This is a genomic window from Streptomyces sp. 5-10 (assembly GCF_014712245.1).
Taxonomy (GTDB): domain Bacteria; phylum Actinomycetota; class Actinomycetes; order Streptomycetales; family Streptomycetaceae; genus Streptomyces; species Streptomyces violaceusniger.
The window spans coordinates 18,032-33,781 of record NZ_JACVYG010000066.1 but is presented as its reverse complement, the minus strand read 5'-3'; the positions used below and the strand labels follow the sequence as shown (position 1 = coordinate 33,781).

The 15,750-nt window shown below is 71.9% G+C and carries 14 protein-coding genes; 13 read left to right on the top strand and 1 reads right to left on the bottom strand.

Annotated features, from left to right (window positions below; translation table 11 throughout):
- Positions 1 to 12: 12 nt before the first annotated feature.
- From IEJ02_RS42020 to IEJ02_RS41965, 12 genes are all read left to right on the top strand, one after another.
- On the top strand, positions 13 to 606 hold the full coding sequence (locus IEJ02_RS42020; RefSeq protein ID WP_191069592.1) for a hypothetical protein: 594 nt from the start codon (positions 13 to 15) through the stop codon (positions 604 to 606).
- Positions 603 to 794: a hypothetical protein gene (locus IEJ02_RS42015; RefSeq protein ID WP_191069591.1), complete on the top strand. Its 192-nt coding sequence runs from the start codon at positions 603 to 605 to the stop codon at positions 792 to 794. Before IEJ02_RS42020 ends, IEJ02_RS42015 begins: the two co-directional genes overlap by 4 nt.
- A 445-nt stretch (positions 795 to 1,239) precedes the next feature.
- Entirely contained in the window at positions 1,240 to 2,328 is a 1,089-nt protein-coding gene (locus IEJ02_RS42010; RefSeq protein ID WP_191069590.1) for a methyltransferase domain-containing protein, read from the top strand.
- A 201-nt stretch (positions 2,329 to 2,529) separates the two neighbouring features.
- Positions 2,530 to 3,765, top strand: coding sequence for a cytochrome P450 (locus tag IEJ02_RS42005; RefSeq protein ID WP_191069589.1), 1,236 nt, complete (start codon positions 2,530 to 2,532; stop codon positions 3,763 to 3,765).
- Between the two features lie 7 nt (positions 3,766 to 3,772).
- Positions 3,773 to 4,624 (top strand): SDR family NAD(P)-dependent oxidoreductase, encoded by an 852-nt coding sequence (locus tag IEJ02_RS42000; RefSeq protein WP_191069588.1) that lies wholly within the window; start codon positions 3,773 to 3,775, stop codon positions 4,622 to 4,624.
- Between the two features lie 219 nt (positions 4,625 to 4,843).
- Positions 4,844 to 5,554 (top strand): TetR/AcrR family transcriptional regulator, encoded by a 711-nt coding sequence (locus IEJ02_RS41995; RefSeq protein WP_223865340.1) that lies wholly within the window; start codon positions 4,844 to 4,846, stop codon positions 5,552 to 5,554.
- Between the two features lie 136 nt (positions 5,555 to 5,690).
- Positions 5,691 to 6,725: a BMP family lipoprotein gene (locus tag IEJ02_RS41990; protein ID WP_191069586.1), complete on the top strand. Its 1,035-nt coding sequence runs from the start codon at positions 5,691 to 5,693 to the stop codon at positions 6,723 to 6,725.
- 128 nt (positions 6,726 to 6,853) lie between these two features.
- Positions 6,854 to 8,542, top strand: a complete 1,689-nt coding sequence (locus IEJ02_RS41985) for an ABC transporter ATP-binding protein (RefSeq protein WP_191069609.1) — start codon at positions 6,854 to 6,856, stop codon at positions 8,540 to 8,542.
- Complete coding sequence (locus tag IEJ02_RS41980) at positions 8,539 to 9,672, top strand: ABC transporter permease (RefSeq protein ID WP_137978326.1); 1,134 nt, start codon at positions 8,539 to 8,541, stop codon at positions 9,670 to 9,672. The genes IEJ02_RS41985 and IEJ02_RS41980 overlap by 4 nt, the downstream gene beginning before the upstream one ends.
- Positions 9,669 to 10,964 carry an ABC transporter permease gene (locus IEJ02_RS41975; RefSeq protein WP_137978325.1) on the top strand — a complete coding sequence of 432 codons (1,296 nt, stop codon included), beginning with the start codon at positions 9,669 to 9,671 and terminating at the stop codon, positions 10,962 to 10,964. Before IEJ02_RS41980 ends, IEJ02_RS41975 begins: the two co-directional genes overlap by 4 nt.
- Entirely contained in the window at positions 10,961 to 11,383 is a 423-nt protein-coding gene (locus IEJ02_RS41970; protein WP_191069585.1) for a cytidine deaminase, read from the top strand. Before IEJ02_RS41975 ends, IEJ02_RS41970 begins: the two co-directional genes overlap by 4 nt.
- 91 nt (positions 11,384 to 11,474) lie before the next feature.
- Entirely contained in the window at positions 11,475 to 12,752 is a 1,278-nt protein-coding gene (locus IEJ02_RS41965) for a thymidine phosphorylase (protein WP_191069584.1), read from the top strand.
- A gap of 340 nt (positions 12,753 to 13,092) precedes the next feature.
- Here IEJ02_RS41965 and IEJ02_RS41960 read toward each other — a convergent pair whose 3' ends face one another.
- Positions 13,093 to 14,046, bottom strand: a complete 954-nt coding sequence (locus IEJ02_RS41960; RefSeq protein ID WP_191069583.1) for a LysR family transcriptional regulator — start codon at positions 14,044 to 14,046, stop codon at positions 13,093 to 13,095.
- Positions 14,047 to 14,138: 92 nt separating this feature from the next.
- Between IEJ02_RS41960 and IEJ02_RS41955 the strand changes: the two genes are divergently transcribed.
- Complete coding sequence (locus IEJ02_RS41955; protein WP_191069582.1) at positions 14,139 to 15,500, top strand: MFS transporter; 1,362 nt, start codon at positions 14,139 to 14,141, stop codon at positions 15,498 to 15,500.
- Positions 15,501 to 15,750 lie beyond the last annotated feature (250 nt).

Genomic DNA, 15,750 nt, shown 5'->3' with positions numbered 1-15,750 from the left:
ACGGAGCCGACCATGACGACCAGACCCCTGCCGTGGACACCGCCGAACACCGAGGACGCCGAGGCGTTACCGGTGGGCACATGGTGGGATGCCGTCAGAGCCGCCCCGACCGTCGGGGAACGCGCCCTCGAACTGCTCGGCGACGAGACCGGCGCCGTCATCCAGGACAAGCACGGCCCCCTCTACTGGCTCGTCGCCGTGGGCTCCGCTACGAGCTGGCACCTGAGGCAGGTTCGCGTCCTCACCGAGCTGACGGATGAGCGCACCTACCTGGGCGTACCGCCTATTTCCAGGACGGAGGGTCCCGGCATCCACTGGCGTGTGCCGCTCTCGGCCGAGCACTACCTCACCGACGCCGTCAAGCTATGGGGAGCGCTGGCCGAGGCCGACCGGGCCGAGCTGGGCCCGGTCCCGCAGGGCCGCCAGACCTGCTATCGCTGCCAACTGCCCACCGACGAGCCGGTCATCATCGCCATCGAGCACAGCGGCAGCGTCGCCAGCGCGACCATCTACGCCTGCCCCTCTCACGCCCGGGACCACCCGCGCGACGCCGTCGCCCAGGCCGCCGCAAGGCGCCGTGCCCTCGACCGCGGCAGGGTCCGATGACGGCCGCCGAGCAGACCGCCGAGCAGGCCAAGGACCCGTTCGTCGACGAGGCGTGGCGCGCGGCCATCGAACACGCCGCGGGCTGCCTGACCTGCCGGACGCCCGGCGCCGGGTGCGAGACCGGGGAGCGGCTGCTCCGCGCCTACGAGGGGGCCATGCGGCAGGCCCGAGCGGAAGAGGCTCCATGAGGCTCTGCGCGGTCCCCGCGCTGCTGGTGCTCCCCGTCGCCCTCTGCGTCGCAGGCGCCCCGGACCCATAGACCGGGTGGGTCGCTGGTGTTCCGGGCCCCCGTACCGGACGACGGCGCCAGCGGCCCACCCTCCCCGGCAACCTGCGGTCGGTGCGGCCAGACACGGCCGCCGCCCGCAGGGCAGAGACTCCGGCCCCGACCTGGGGACTGTGGGCCGGAGTTCCCACATGAGAAACCCCCCGCCCCGGCCGCCCCCCTTATCGGTGAGGACGGACCGGCCGGAGCGGACCTTTACGCAGGCGCCCAAGCGCCCGTACTCAGGAGGTGCAACCGTGACCGTCGAGAACAAGCACAAGGGCGATCCCGCCCCGATCAAGCCGTGGACGCCCCCGCCGCCGCCCCCGCCGGACGGCACGCCGCCCCCGAGGGAGAAGTGAGGGCCCATGGCCGAGGACTGGCGACCGCGTCACGCGGCGTTGCTGGAAGCCCTCGCCGCGTCCGGCGAGCTGCCGGACGCCTGGCGCCCGGCCTTCGACGCCGTCCCGCGCCACCACTTCATCCCCGGCGAGATCTGGGAGCAGCGGGCCACCTGCGTTCCCGTGACGACGGACGCGGCCTGGTGGGACCTCGTCTACCGGGATGTGCCGATCGTGACGCAGGTGGACGACGGGCTAAGGGACGGCCCGTCCATCGCGACCTCGTCCAACTCCATGCCCACGATGGTGGCGCGCATGCTCACCGCGCTGGAGGTCGCGGACGGGCAGCGCGTGTTGGAGATCGGCACCGGCAGCGGCTGGAACGCCGCGCTGCTCGCCGCGCGCCTGGGGAGCGGGAACGTCACCACCGTCGAGGTGGATCCGGTGCTGGCGGAGAAGGCCGCGAAGGTTATCGAGGAGGCCGGGTACAGCCCCGATGTGGTCTGGGGCGACGGCGCACGGGGGTGGGAGTCCGGGGCGCCGTACGACCGGATCATCGCGACCTGTTCGGTGCGCCGCATCCCCTACGCATGGGTACGGCAGACCGAGCCGGGCGGGCTCATCCTCGCCCCGCTGGCGGGGGACTTCTGGTCCGGGGTGCTGGTGCGGCTCGACGTGGGCGGCGATGGGGTGGCCTCCGGCCGGTTCGTGGGCGGTGCCCGGTTCATGCCGATGCGCTCGGAGCGCCCTGGCCCGGACGTCCCGGTGGACAGCGGAACCGGGCGGCGCGGCCGCACCGGCGCGTTTCCCGCCGGCACCATGGCGGGCCTCGGTTTCGCCCTTTACGCGGGTGCGAAGCTGCCGGGTGTGGTCATGGTCGACGGAGCACCGGACGGCAGGTACCAGATCTGGCTCCACGATCGAAAGGGGTCGGCGGCCACGGTCACCCAGGAGGAGGTGTGGAGTTACGGCCCACGTCAGCTGTGGGAGGAGGTCACCGCCGTGCACGAGGCGTACGTGAACGACGGCAGCCCGGACTCCGGCGACTTCGGGTTGACCGTCTCCCCCGGCGGACAGCGGCTCTGGCTCCGCTCGCCTGACGCACCCCTCGACTGAGCGTTCGGACCGACCCCGGCCCCGTCCGTGCGCGACCGCCGTGGCGCGCGGACGGGGCTTTCGCGTGTCCGAGCCCACCCTCATGTCCTAGCTGCCGCATCCCACGCCCAGAACCAACTGACAATCGTCAGGTGACATCTGTAAGGTCATCTGCGCGAGCGCCCGGAACCCGCACGGACCGCTCTGATCGAGGAAGGCGATATGACCACCACCACGCCCGAGGCCGCCGGCACGGCGGACGCGCCGTTCTTCCCGGCCCCGCGCAGCTGCCCGTTCAGCGCGCCGCCGCGGCACACCGAGTTCCGGGAGGCCGGAGGGTTGCACCAGGTCACCATCTGGGACGGTTCCCGGCACTGGCTGGCCACCCGGCACGCGGACATCCGGGCCGTTCTCGCCCACCCGGCCCTCAGCGCCGATGTCCGCAACCCCGACTTCCCGCTGGTCCACTCCAACCAGCCCGAGCACGAGGGCGGACTGTTCCTGCGCCTGGACGACCCCGAGCACGCGCGGCTGCGGCAGATGCTCACCAAGGAGTTCAGTGTCAAGCGCACCCGGGCGATGCGCGAAAAGCTGCTGGAGATCACGGACGAGCTGATCGACGGGATGCTCGCCAAGGGCGGCCCCGTGGACTTCATCCAGGACTTCGCACTGCCGCTGCCGTCCCGTGCCATCTGCCTCATCCTGGGCGTCCCCTACGAGGACCACGATCTCTTCCAGCGGCACGCCAACGCGGGTACGGACCTGGGCGTCGGCCACGAGGAGCGCGCCCGGCTCCAGCGCGAGGCATTCGCGTACTACTCGGCCCTCGTGGAGCGCAAGCGACGCGAGCCGGCCGACGACATGATCAGCCGACTGCTGGCCGACCACACCGGCCCGGACGGCTTCGCCCCCGAGATGCTGCCCGTCCTGGTGGGAATCCTGGTCGGCGCCGGGCACGAGACGACGGCCAACATGCTCGGCCTGGGCACCGTGGCGCTGCTGCTCAACCCCGACCAGCGCGACCGGTTGCGGGAGCGTCCGGAGCTGGCCCCGAGCGCCGCCGAGGAGATGCTGCGCTACTGGAGCATCGTCTCCACCGACCCGCGGCGCGTGGCCCTGGAGGACGTCGAGATCGGCGGGCACCTCATACGCAAGGGTGAGGGCGTCATCGTCTCGCTGATCGCCGGGAACCGCGACCCGCGGGTCTTCGGCGCCGGCGAGGGCGAATGCCCCGCGGACACGCTCGACATCGGGCGCAACGCGCGCAACCACGTGGCCTTCGGTTTCGGTTCGCACCAGTGCCTGGGCCAGAACCTGGCCCGGGTGGAGATGCAGGTCGCCTGGCCACGGCTGTTCGAGCGGATCCCCGACCTACGACTCGCCGCGGCGAAGGACCAGTTGGACTTCAAGAAGAACTCGATCGTCTACGGACTCACCTCCCTCCCGGTCACCTGGTGACGGCGTCATGACCGAGACCCGGACCTTCCCGGTCGGCGGCTACGCCGACGGCCGGGGCACCCGCATGGCGGGAAGGGCGGCACTGGTGACCGGTGCCGGAAGCGCGGGCGATTTCCTGGGCACCGGAGCGGCCACGGCCATGCTGCTGGCCGCTCAGGGCGCCACCGTCGGCATCCTCGACATCGACGGGGATCGCGCGGCACACACCGGCGAGCGCATCGAGAGCAGCGGCGGACGGGCCATCCCGCTCACCGCGGACATCACCGACGAGGACGCGGCACGGGCGGCGGTGGACGGCTTCGCCGCGCGGGCGGGGCGGCTCGACGCGGTCGTCAACAACGCGGGCATCGCCGACGAGGGCGGCCTCGCGGCCACCACCCGCGCGGGCTGGGACCGGGTCTTCGCCCTCAACGTGACCGCGGCCATGCAGGTCGCCCGCGCCGCTCACCCGCACCTCGTGCGCAGTGGTAGCGGCTCCATCGTCAACATTTCCTCCATCGCGGCGCTGCGCGGCTTCGGCAGCGGCGCGTACGGCGCCAGCAAGGGCGCGCTCCAGTCCCTGACCATCGATCTGGCCTACGCCTGGGGGCCGGACAACATCCGCGTCAACTGCCTCGTCCCCGGCCATCTGCACACCCCCATCGGCGATCACGGCGGGGAAGAGGGGCGGTGGATACGCCGCGCGGCCAACCTGCTCGGTGTCGAGGGCACCGCCTGGGACCTGGCCTGGGCCGTCCTCTTCCTCGCCGGCGCGGAATCGCGCTGGATCACCGGCACCGTCATCCCCGTCGACGCGGGTACGACCACGGCCACCGTGCTGGGCATGCTGCCCCGCCTGGCCGCATCCGAGCCGAGGTGAGCGGGTCGTGCGGGAGACGCCCGGACGGTGGCCCGGCCCGGACCGGACCGGACCGTCCCGTCCCGGACTGGACTGGTCCGGACCGTCCCGGGCCGGACCGTCTCGACCCGGACCCGTCCCGTCCCGGACCGACTCGTCCCGCCCCGACCCGGCCCGACCCGGCCCCGCCCGGGACGACCGGGAAACCGTCCGGCATCGAGGTGTCGCAGAATGAGGACCATGAACGACGACACCGGGAGCGCCGTCGGCATCGCACGCCGCCGCAATCCCCGCGGCCAGGGAGAGCGGCTTCGCGCGGAGATCCTGGCCGCCGTCGCACGGCTCCTCGACCAGAAGCTCACCGACAACGCCCTGCCGATCTCCTTGCGGGAGGTCGCCCGTGAAGTCGGCATCGCCGCCCAGAGCATGTATCTGCACTTCGCCGACAAGGACCAACTCGCCCGCGCCGTCGCCGAGGACGGCTACCAGCGCGCGGTCGCGGCCATGCGCGACGCGGACGCCGAGGCGGCGGCGAACGGCGCCGACGCCCCCGGACGCCTGCGGGCCCAGGCCAACGCCTTCTACGGCTTCGCCCGTGCGGAGCGCGGTGTCGTGCGCATGATGTTCGGCCACAACGCGTCGAGCTTCGGCGAGCCGGGCCAGGCCCACCCGGCCCGTCTGATGTGGGAGCAGTGGCTCGACGCCGTCCGCGCCTGCGAGAAGGAGGAGGGGCTGCGATGGCCGGACGGCGCCGAACAGACCGCGATGGTCCTGTGGTCCGCCCTCTTCGGCCGTTTCGTCCTGTGGAGCTCCACCTTCGAACGGCACGACGCGCGGGAACTCACCACGTTCGTCGACCGCGTCGTCGGCACCCTCCTGCGCGACGCACGCCGCTTCGCTCCCGGTGCCTCATCCGCCGGGTCGGATTCACCTGCTCGCAACAGTCCGTAGACCTGGCGGTAACGAGAGGTTCGCGACGATCCGATAACGGCTTCCGAGGGGGCCTTTATCTGGCATCTACGCGCGTTACGATGCGGCGGAGCCAGCGCCGCAAGGGGCGCTTCGAGATCATCAGAGGGGAACCCTCGTGCGCCGGGTATCCACGATAGCTGTCGCGGGCATTGCCACCGCGGCTCTCGCATTCTCCGTCACCGCGTGTGGCAGCAGTTCCGAAGAGGGAAGCAAGGACGCCGGTGTCGGCCTGGCCTACGACGTGGGCGGCCGCGGCGACCACTCCTTCAACGACTCCGCCGCCAAGGGCTACGACAAGGCCCTGAAGGACTTCGACGTCAAGGGCAAGGAGCTGACGGCGAAGGACGGCGACACGGACGCCGACCGCTACGACAAGCTGGCGAGCCTCGCCGAGGCGGGCTACAACCCCGTCATAGGCGTCGGCTACGCGTGGACCCCCTCGCTCACCAAGGCCGCCAAGAAGTACAAGGACACCGACTTCGCCATCGTCGACTCGGTCGTCGACGCCAAGAACGTGGCCAGCCTGGTCTCCGCCGAGCACGAGGGCTCCTACCTCGCCGGCGTGGCGGCGGGGCTGAAGACCAAGTCCAACAAGGTCGGCTTCATCGGCGGCACCGACAGCGCGCTGATCAAGAAGTTCGCGGGCGGCTTCCAGCAGGGCCTGAAGGACACCAACCCCAAGGCGTCCCTGGACGTCCAGTGGGTGCAGGTCGGTTCGCCCAAGGGCTTCGGCATGCCGGACCGCGGCAAGGACATCGCCGAGGGCATGCTCTCCAACAAGGTCGACGTGATCTTCTCCGCGGCGGGCGGCTCCGGCGCGGGCGCCATCGAGGCGACCGCCGGGAAGAAGGGCACCTGGTCGATCGGCGTCGACGGCGACCAGTACTACGACAAGGGCCTGGCCCAGTACAAGAACTCGATCCTGACCTCCATGGTCAAGACCGTGGACGGCTCGGTCTACGACTTCATCAAGAGCGTCGTGAAGGACAAGAAGCCCGAGAGCGGCGTCCAGTCTTACGACCTCAAGCGCGGCGGCGTCTCCCTCTCCTACTCCGGCGGCTTCATCAACGACATCAAGCCGAAGATCGAGGCGGCCAAGAAGAAGATCATCGACGGTCAGATCAAGGTCCAGGACACCTACAAGGACTGAAGCCCAGCGCCACGGACCCGCGACGAGACCCCCGGGCGTCCGCCCCGGGTCCGCCCGGGTCCGTGGCGTACCCCGGCCGGTCCGGCCCCCGGCCAGCCCCACCCCCCTCCGCCCCTCAGGAGTGCGCCATCAAAGCCGCCAGCCCACCCAAGGGCGCTCCCGCCGGTGCCGTCACCGACGTCGCCGTAGAACTCCACGGAATCACCAAGCGGTTCCCCGGAGTCGTCGCCAACCACGACATCGACATCACCGTGCGCCGCGGCACCGTGCACGCCCTCGTGGGCGAGAACGGCGCGGGCAAGTCGACCCTGATGAAGATCCTCTACGGGATGCAGCGCCCGGACGAGGGCAGCATCGCGATCGACGGCGAGACGGTGGAACTGCACTCCCCGGCGGACGCCATATCCCGCGGTGTGGGCATGGTGCACCAGCACTTCATGCTCGCCGACAACTTCACCGTGCTGGAGAACGTGGTCCTCGGCGCCGAGAAGCTGTACGGCATCGCCGGCAAGGCGCGGGCCCGGATCAAGGAGATCTCCGACGCCTACGGTCTTGGCGTCCGTCCCGATGTCCTCGTCGAGGACCTGGGCGTGGCGGACCGTCAGCGCGTGGAGATCCTCAAGGTCCTCTACCGGGGCGCCCGGACGCTGATCCTCGACGAGCCGACCGCCGTGCTCGTCCCGCAGGAGGTCGACGCGCTCTTCGACAACCTCCGCGAGCTCAAGTCCGAGGGCCTGACGGTGCTGTTCATCTCGCACAAGCTGGGCGAGGTGCTGTCCGTGGCCGATGACATCACCGTCATCCGGCGCGGCACCACGGTCGCCTCCGTCGTGCCGTCCGAGACCAACCCCCGGCAGCTGGCCGAGCTGATGGTCGGCAGCGAGCTGCCCTCGCCCGAGACCCGCGAATCCACCGTCACCGACACCGACATGCTCGTCGTGGACGCGCTGCGGCTGACCGCCACCGATGTGGACGGGGTGGAGCGGGCCGTGCTCGACGACATCGACTTCCGCATCCGCAAGGGCGAAGTCCTCGGCATCGCCGGTGTGGAGGGCAACGGCCAGGCCGAACTCGTCGAGGCCATCATGGGCATGCGCGACCCCGACGCCGGCACCATCACCCTCGACGGCGCCGACATCTCCCACGCGCCCACCCGCAAGCGGCGCGAGGACGGCATCGGCTACATCCCCGAGGACCGCCACCGGCACGGACTGCTGCTGGAGGCGCCGCTGTGGGAGAACCGCATCCTCGGCCATGTCACCGAGGAGCCCAACAGCAGGGCCGGACTGCTCAACCCGGCCGCCGCCCGGCGCGACACCGAGCGGATCGTCGCCGAGTACGACGTGCGTACGCCGGGGATCGAGGTCACCGCGGCCTCGCTGTCGGGCGGCAACCAGCAGAAGCTGATCGTCGGCCGGGAGATGAGCCACCACCCCAAGCTGCTGATCGCCGCGCACCCCACCCGGGGTGTGGACGTGGGCGCCCAGGCGCAGATCTGGGACCAGATCCGCGCCGCGCGCCGGGACGGCCTGGCCGTGCTGCTGATCTCGGCCGACCTGGACGAGCTGATCGGCCTGTCCGACACCCTGCGGGTGATGTACCGCGGCCGGCTGGTCGCCGACGCCGACCCCGCCACGATCACCCCGGAGGAGCTGGGCTCGGCCATGACCGGCGCCGCCTCCGGCCATCTGGAGGGCCCGGCGGACGACGGGACCGAGGCCGCGACCGGGGCTGCGGCCGGGGCCGCCTCTGGTACCGAGGCCGGAACCGCGACCGATGCCGGGACCGAGGCCGCGACCGGGGGAGAGGACCGATGAAGAAGCTGGACAAGGAGCGGGTGCTGCTCGCGGTCGCGGCCCCGGTGCTGGCGCTCGCCGCCGCGTTCGTGCTGACCGCGCTGGTGCTGCTGGCGACCGGCAAGCAGCCGTTCAACGCCTTCGGCATCATGTTCGACTACGGCGTGAAGGCCGACAGCCAGGTCTACATCCTCAACAAGGCGACCACGTACTACCTGGCGGGGCTCGCGGTGGCCATCGGCTTCCGGATGAACCTCTTCAACATCGGCGTCGACGGCCAGTACCGGCTCGCCGCCTTCTTCGCCGCCGTCGTCGGCGGGGCGCTGAAGCTGCCCGGGCTGGTGCAGATCCCGCTGATCCTGCTGGTCGCCATGCTCGTCGGCGCCATGTGGGCGTCCATCGCCGGTCTGCTGAAGGTCTACCGGGGCGTCAGCGAGGTGATCAGCACCATCATGCTGAACTCCCTCTCGGGCATCGTCATCAGCTATCTGCTGGTGGACGGGCGGCTGGCCGACCTGGACAAGCAGACCAACATCGTGGCCACCGACCCGCTGCCGTCCTCCAGCCACTTCTTCACCATCCCGGCGGGCGGCGACCTCGACCCCATCTGGGGCTTCATCGTCGTCGCGGCGCTCGCGGGCGTCGGCTTCTGGTTCCTGCTCGGCCGCACCCGGTTCGGCTTCGACCTGCGCGCGGTGGGCCGCTCCGAGTCCGCCGCCCAGGCCAGCGGCGTCAACGTCAAGCGCATGGTGCTCACCAGCATGCTGCTCTCGGGCGCGATGGCCGGTCTGATCGGCATGCCGACCCTGCTCAACGACACGTACCAGTTCACCTCCGACTTCCCCACCGGCGTCGGCTTCACCGGTATCGCCATCGCGCTGCTCGGCCGCAACAACCCGGTCGGCATCGGCCTGGCCGCCGTGCTGTGGGGCTTCCTCGAGCGCGGCGCCAACCGCCTGGAGTTCGAGGGCTACGACAAGGAGATCGTCGGCGTGATGCAGGGCGTGATCGTCCTGTGCGTCGTCATCGCGTACGAACTGGTGCGCCGCTACGGGCTCAAGCGCCAGCAGCAGAGGGTGGGCGCGGAGCTCGCCGCCCAGGCCAAGGCCGACAAGGGTACGGACAAGCAGGAGACGGAGGTGCCGGCATGAGTGCCACGGTGACCACCACCAAGAGCACGAGCACGCCGGGCAAGGGGAACGGGCCCGCCTCCCGGATGTCCCTGGGCAAGGTGCTGCTGATCGTCGCCGGCGCGCTGATCGCGCTGTCGGTGCTGCGGACGCTCGTCGACGCCGCCCAGCAGGCGGACTTCGACCGCGTCACCTCCTCCGGGCAGATCGGCGCCGCGCTCTCCATGGCCGTGCCGATCGGCCTCGCGGGCCTCGGCGGGCTGTGGTCCGAGCGGGCCGGTGTGGTCAACATCGGCCTCGAGGGCATGATGATCCTCGGCACCTTCTTCGGCGCCTGGGCCGGCTACCAGACCAACCCCTGGGTGGGGGTGCTCGCGGGCGTCCTCGGCGGCGCGGTGGGCGGTCTGGTGCACGCGGTGGCCACCGTCACCTTCGGGGTGGACCACATCATCTCCGGTGTGGCGATGAACATCCTCGCCCTCGGCGCCACCACCTATCTGGCCAAGCGCTGGTTCGAGCCGCTGGCCGACATCGGCGGCTCCCCGAAGAACTCCCCGCAGGTCGACCCCATCCAGTCGTTCACCGTCCCCGGACTGTCCGACTGGCTCGCCGACCTGGAGAACCACCACTGGTTCCTGGTCTCGGACGTCGCGGGCATCCTCGGCGGCCTGGTCACCGACATCTCGGCCCTCACCGTCGTCTCCGTCCTGCTGGTCGTGGGCAGCTTCTTCGCCCTGTGGCGGACCTCGTTCGGGCTGCGGCTGCGGTCCTGCGGTGAGAACCCGACGGCGGCCGAGTCCCTCGGAGTCAACGTCTACCTCTACAAGTACGCGGCCGTGGTGATCTCCGGCGCGCTCGCCGGGCTCGGCGGCGTCTTCCTCGCCCTCGTCCGCTCGCACATCTACAACGAGGGCCAGACCGGCGGCCGCGGTTACATCGGCCTCGCCGCCATGCTCTTCGGCAACTGGCGGCCGGGCGGGCTCGCGATGGGCGCCGGTCTCTTCGGCTACTCCGACGCGCTGCAGCTGCGCAACGGCGGGGCCACCGTGCACGCCCTGCTGCTCCTCGTCGCGCTCGGCCTCGCCGCGCTGGCGGCCTGGCGTATTGTCCGCAAGAGTTATGTCGCGGGCGCGGTGTCCGGCGCCGCGGCCGTCGCGCTGCTGCTGTGGTACGCCCTGACCGACACGGTCCCCAACGACCTGGTCAGCGCCACGCCGTACATCGTGACCCTGCTGGTCATGGGGCTCGCCTCACAGCGGCTGCGGATGCCCAAGGCGAACAACAGGCCCTACCGGAAGGGACAGGGCACATGACCACTTCCGCCGCCGCGGCCCCCGACTGGGAGGGCTTGCGGGTACAGGCCCGGGACGCCATGTCCCGGGCCTACGCCCCCTACTCCGGCTTCCCGGTGGGCGCCGCGGCGCTCGTCGACGACGGCCGCACGGTCAGCGGCTGCAATGTGGAGAACGCCGCGTACGGCGTCGCGCTGTGCGCCGAATGCGGGCTGGTCTCCTCCCTCGTCGCCTCCGGCGGCGGCCGCCTCACCGCCTTCACCTGCTGCGACCGCGAGGGCACCGTGCTGATGCCCTGCGGCCGCTGCCGTCAGCTGCTGTGGGAGCACGGCGGCCCGGAGCTCCAGGTGGACACCGCCACGGGCATCCGCCCGCTCGCCGAACTCCTCCCGGACGCCTTCGGCCCCGCCGACCTCCGCCGCGCCGCGGCCCACGGCTGACGCCCCGCGCCGCCTCGGCCCGCCCGGTCGGGCCCCTGAATCGGCCCGCCCGGTCGGCCCCCCCGAACACGAAAGGCCCCGTACAGCCCCCATGGACGCCATCTCCGTCATCCGCGCCAAGCGCGACGGCACCCGCCTCACCGACGCCCAGATCGACTGGATCATCGACGCCTACACGCGCGGCGAGGTGGCGGACGAGCAGATGTCCGCCCTCGCGATGGCGATCTTCCTCAACGGCATGGACCGGGCCGAGATCGCCCGCTGGACCGCCGCGATGATCGCGTCCGGTGAGCGGATGGACTTCTCCTCCCTGCCGCGCCCGACCGCCGACAAGCACTCCACCGGCGGCGTCGGCGACAAGATCACCCTGCCGCTCGCCCCGCTCGTGGCCGCCTGCGGAGCCGCCGTACCGCAGCTCTCCGGCCGCGGCCTGGGCCACACCGGCGGCACCCTGGACAAGCTGGAGTCCATCCCCGGCTGGCGCGCCCAGCTGTCAGGCGGCGACATGCTGGCCGTCCTCCGCGACGTCGGCTCGGTCATCTGCGCGGCGGGCGAGGGGCTGGCCCGGGCCGACAAGAAGCTGTACGCGCTGCGCGATGTCACCGGCACGGTCGAGTCGATCCCGCTCATCGCCTCCTCGATCATGTCCAAGAAGATCGCCGAGGGCACCGGCTCCCTGGTCCTGGACGTCAAGGTGGGCTCCGGCGCCTTCATGAAGGACATCGACTCCGCGCGCGAGCTGGCCGGCACGATGGTCGGCCTCGGCAATGACCACGGCGTCCGTACGACCGCCCTGCTCACCGACATGTCCACCCCGCTCGGCCGGACGGCGGGCAACGCGCTCGAGGTCCGCGAGTCCGTGGAGGTCCTGGCGGGCGGCGGCCCGGCCGACGTCGTCGAGCTCACCCTCGCCCTGGCCCGCGAGATGCTGGACGCGGCGGGCCTGAAGGACGCCGACCCCACCAAGGCCCTGGCCGACGGCACCGCGATGGACCACTGGCGCCGCATGATCGCCGCCCAGGGCGGCGACCCGGACGCCCCGCTCCCGGTGGCCCGCGAACAGCACGTCCTCCGCGCCGAGTCGACCGGCGTGCTCACCCGCCTCGACGCCTACGCGGTGGGCCTCGCCGCCTGGCGCCTGGGCGCGGGCCGCGCCCGCAAGGAGGACCCGGTACAGGCGGGCGCGGGCGTGGAGCTCCACGCCAAACCGGGCGACCACGTCACCACCGGCCAGCCCCTCCTGACCCTCCACACCGACACCCCCTCCGCGTTCGCCTACGCCCTTCAGGCCCTGGACGGCGCGATCGCCTACGCCCCCGCGAACACGGAATTCACCACCACCCCGATCGTCCTGGACCGCATCGCCTGACCCGGCGGCCCACCACCCACGCGCCCGCGGCCGCTACCGGGTGTCTGGCGGGGGCTTCGCCCCCGGACCCCGGGGTCTGGGGCTTCAGCCCCAGTTGAGGGAAGGGGCGGGGAGGGGACTAGCCCGCCGCGGACCGGCGTCACCATCCGTCGGACGCCCCCGGTCGCGGTCGCAAAGTCACCGGTATCGGGCCCAAGCGCTCCGCTGGAAGTGCCGCGATGCGTCGTCGGCCGTCTGCGGCGCCGTCGTGGCTGGTCCCACGCGGCGGAGCCGCACATTCGACACAGCCCCGCGCCCCTTCGGGGCGCTGCCGAACCAGAGCGGACTTCCTCCGACCTGCTCAGGTCAGCAGCTGGCCCCGGCGGCTCAGCAGGAACTTCTTGAAGGCCGCCACCGGGGGTGTGTCGGGGTGGCCGTCCAGCCAGGCGACGCCGATCTCGCGGACGGCGCGTGGGGCGGTGACGGTCAGCTCGGCCACTCCGGGGCGGGGCACCGCCGGGGGCGGCAGGAGGGCCACGCCGAGACCGGCGGCGACCAGGCCGCGGAGGGTCTCCGCCTCCTCGCCCTCGAAGGCGATCCTCGGGGTGAAGCCCGCCTCGGCGCACAGCGCGTCCGTGATGCGCCGCAGCCCGTAGCCCGGTTCCAGGGTGACGAACAGCTCCGAGGCGGCCTCGGCGAGCCGGACCCGGCGGCGTCCGGCCAGCCGGTGGTCGTCGGGGACCACCAGCCGCAGCCGCTGTTCGTCCAGGCGGCGGGCGACCAGATCGGGGGCGTCCGGCACCGGGGAGGTCAGGCACAGGTCGAGGCCGCCCGCGCGCATGCGCTCGATCATCGCCTCGCCGTAGTTCTGGACCAGCTGGAAGCGCACCCGCGGATGGTCCACCCGGAAGGTCCGGATCAGGCCGGGCACGGTCTCGGTCCCCAGCGTGTGCAGGAAGCCGAACGAGACCCGGCCCGCCGCGGGGTCGGCGTCGGCCCGTACGGACTCGGCGGCGCGGTCGACCTCGGCGAGGGCCCGTTCGACCGAGCGCAGGAAGGTCCGCCCGGCCGGGGTGAGCGCCACCGTGCGGCCCCGGCGGGCGAAGAGCGCCACGCCCAGGTCCTCCTCCAGCCGGACCATCGCCCGGCTGAGCGTGGACTGGGGCACCCCCAACTCCTGTGCGGCGCGGGTCACATGCTCATGGCGGGCGACGGCGGCGAACTGGGCGAGGCGCGGGGTGAGCGCGGCGGCCCAGGACTCCGCCTCGACATCTGCTGTCACCGGAATGTCGTTTTCGTAACTGATGCGTGACACGGACGACCCTGACCTTTACTCATGCGGCAGTGGATCGATTATCACCATTCCGTGCATTGGACGCATCAACCGTGGATACGTACGGTCGAACCATGCCTCCTGCTGATACCAGGGCGTCCACCGGGAACCACCGCGTGGACGCCTCCGCCTCGCTGTCCTCGAACCGGAACTCGGACCCGAACCCGAACCGGAACTCGAACCCGAACCCGAATTCCTCCGCGTCCGAGCGGATGAGCCCGGGCCACCCCGGCTACCTCCGGATGCGGCTCGCCCTCTTCACCGCGGGACTCGCCACCTTCGCCCTGCTCTACTCGACCCAGGCGCTGCTGCCCGCGATCTCCGACGATCTGCGGGTCCAGGCGGACCAGGCCAGCTGGAGCGTCTCCGCGGCCACCTTCGGCCTGGCGCTCGCGGTGGTGCCGCTGAGCGCGCTGTCCGAGCGGTTCGGCCGACGCGCGATGATGACCGTCTCGCTCACGGTCGCGGTCGCCCTCGCCCTGCTGGTGCCCTTCGCACCGAACCTGGGCTGGCTGATCGGGCTGCGCGCGGTCCAGGGCGCGGCGCTGGCCGGGATCCCGGCCTCCGCGATGGCGTACCTCTCGGAGGAAGTCCACCCGAAGGCACTGGTCGGCGCGATCGGGCTGTTCGTGGCCGGTAACAGCGTCGGCGGGATGAGCGGCCGGATCCTCACCGGCTGGGTGGCGGACGCCTGGGGCTGGCGGGCCGCGCTCGCCGCGGTCGGCGTGATGGCGCTGCTGTGCGCGGCGGCCTTCCGGGCGCTGCTGCCCAAGGCCCGGCACTTCACCCCGGCCTCGGTGAGCCCGCGGGCGCTGGCCCGCACCCTCGCCGGGCATCTCTCCGATCCGCTGCTGTGCCGGCTGTACGCGATCGGCGCGCTGTTCATGACGGTCTTCGGCGGGGTCTACACGGTCATCGGCTACCGCCTGGTGGCCGAGCCCTTCGGGCTCTCGCAGAGTCTGATCGGCTCGATCTTCCTGATCTACCTGGTCGGCACGGTCTCCTCGGCGGCCACCGGCAAGCTGGTCGGCCGGCTCGGGCGGCGCGGCGCGCTGTACGTGGCGGTGTCCACGACCGCGGCCGGGCTGCTGCTGTCCCTGCTGAACTCGATCCCGGCGGTGCTGGCCGGTCTGGTGCTGATCACCGCGGGCTTCTTCGCGGGCCACGCGGCGGCGTCCTCGGCGGTGAGCCGTACGGCCAAGACCGGACGCGCCCAGGCCGCGGCGCTCTACCAGGCGTCGTACTACATCGGCAGCAGCGTGGGCGGTGCGCTGGGCGCGCTCGCCTTCCACGCGGCCGGGTGGGGCGGCACGGTCGCCATGGGCCTGGTGGCCGTCGGCGGCGCGGCGGCGATCACGGTGTACGCGACGCGGAAGGCGCGTGCGGAGCGGCGCGCGGAGGCGGCGCGGCGCGAACTGGTCGGCGTGCCCGCCTAGGGCGCCCGCGGCGGGCTGCTCCCCTCCCCGGCATCAATATGCGGCTCCGCCGCGTGGTGGAGCTCCGCCCCAGACCCCGGCCCGGGTTCCGGTGGTTGGCCCCAGGCAGTGGGGTGGTTCCGGTGCTGGGCTCTAGGTCTCGGGTGGGTTCGGTGCCCGGCCCCAGGTCCTGGGGTGGGTTCGGTGCTCAGCCCCAGACCGGTCGGTTCTGGTGATCGGTTCCGGGCCCTGGGGTGGTTCTGGTGCTCGC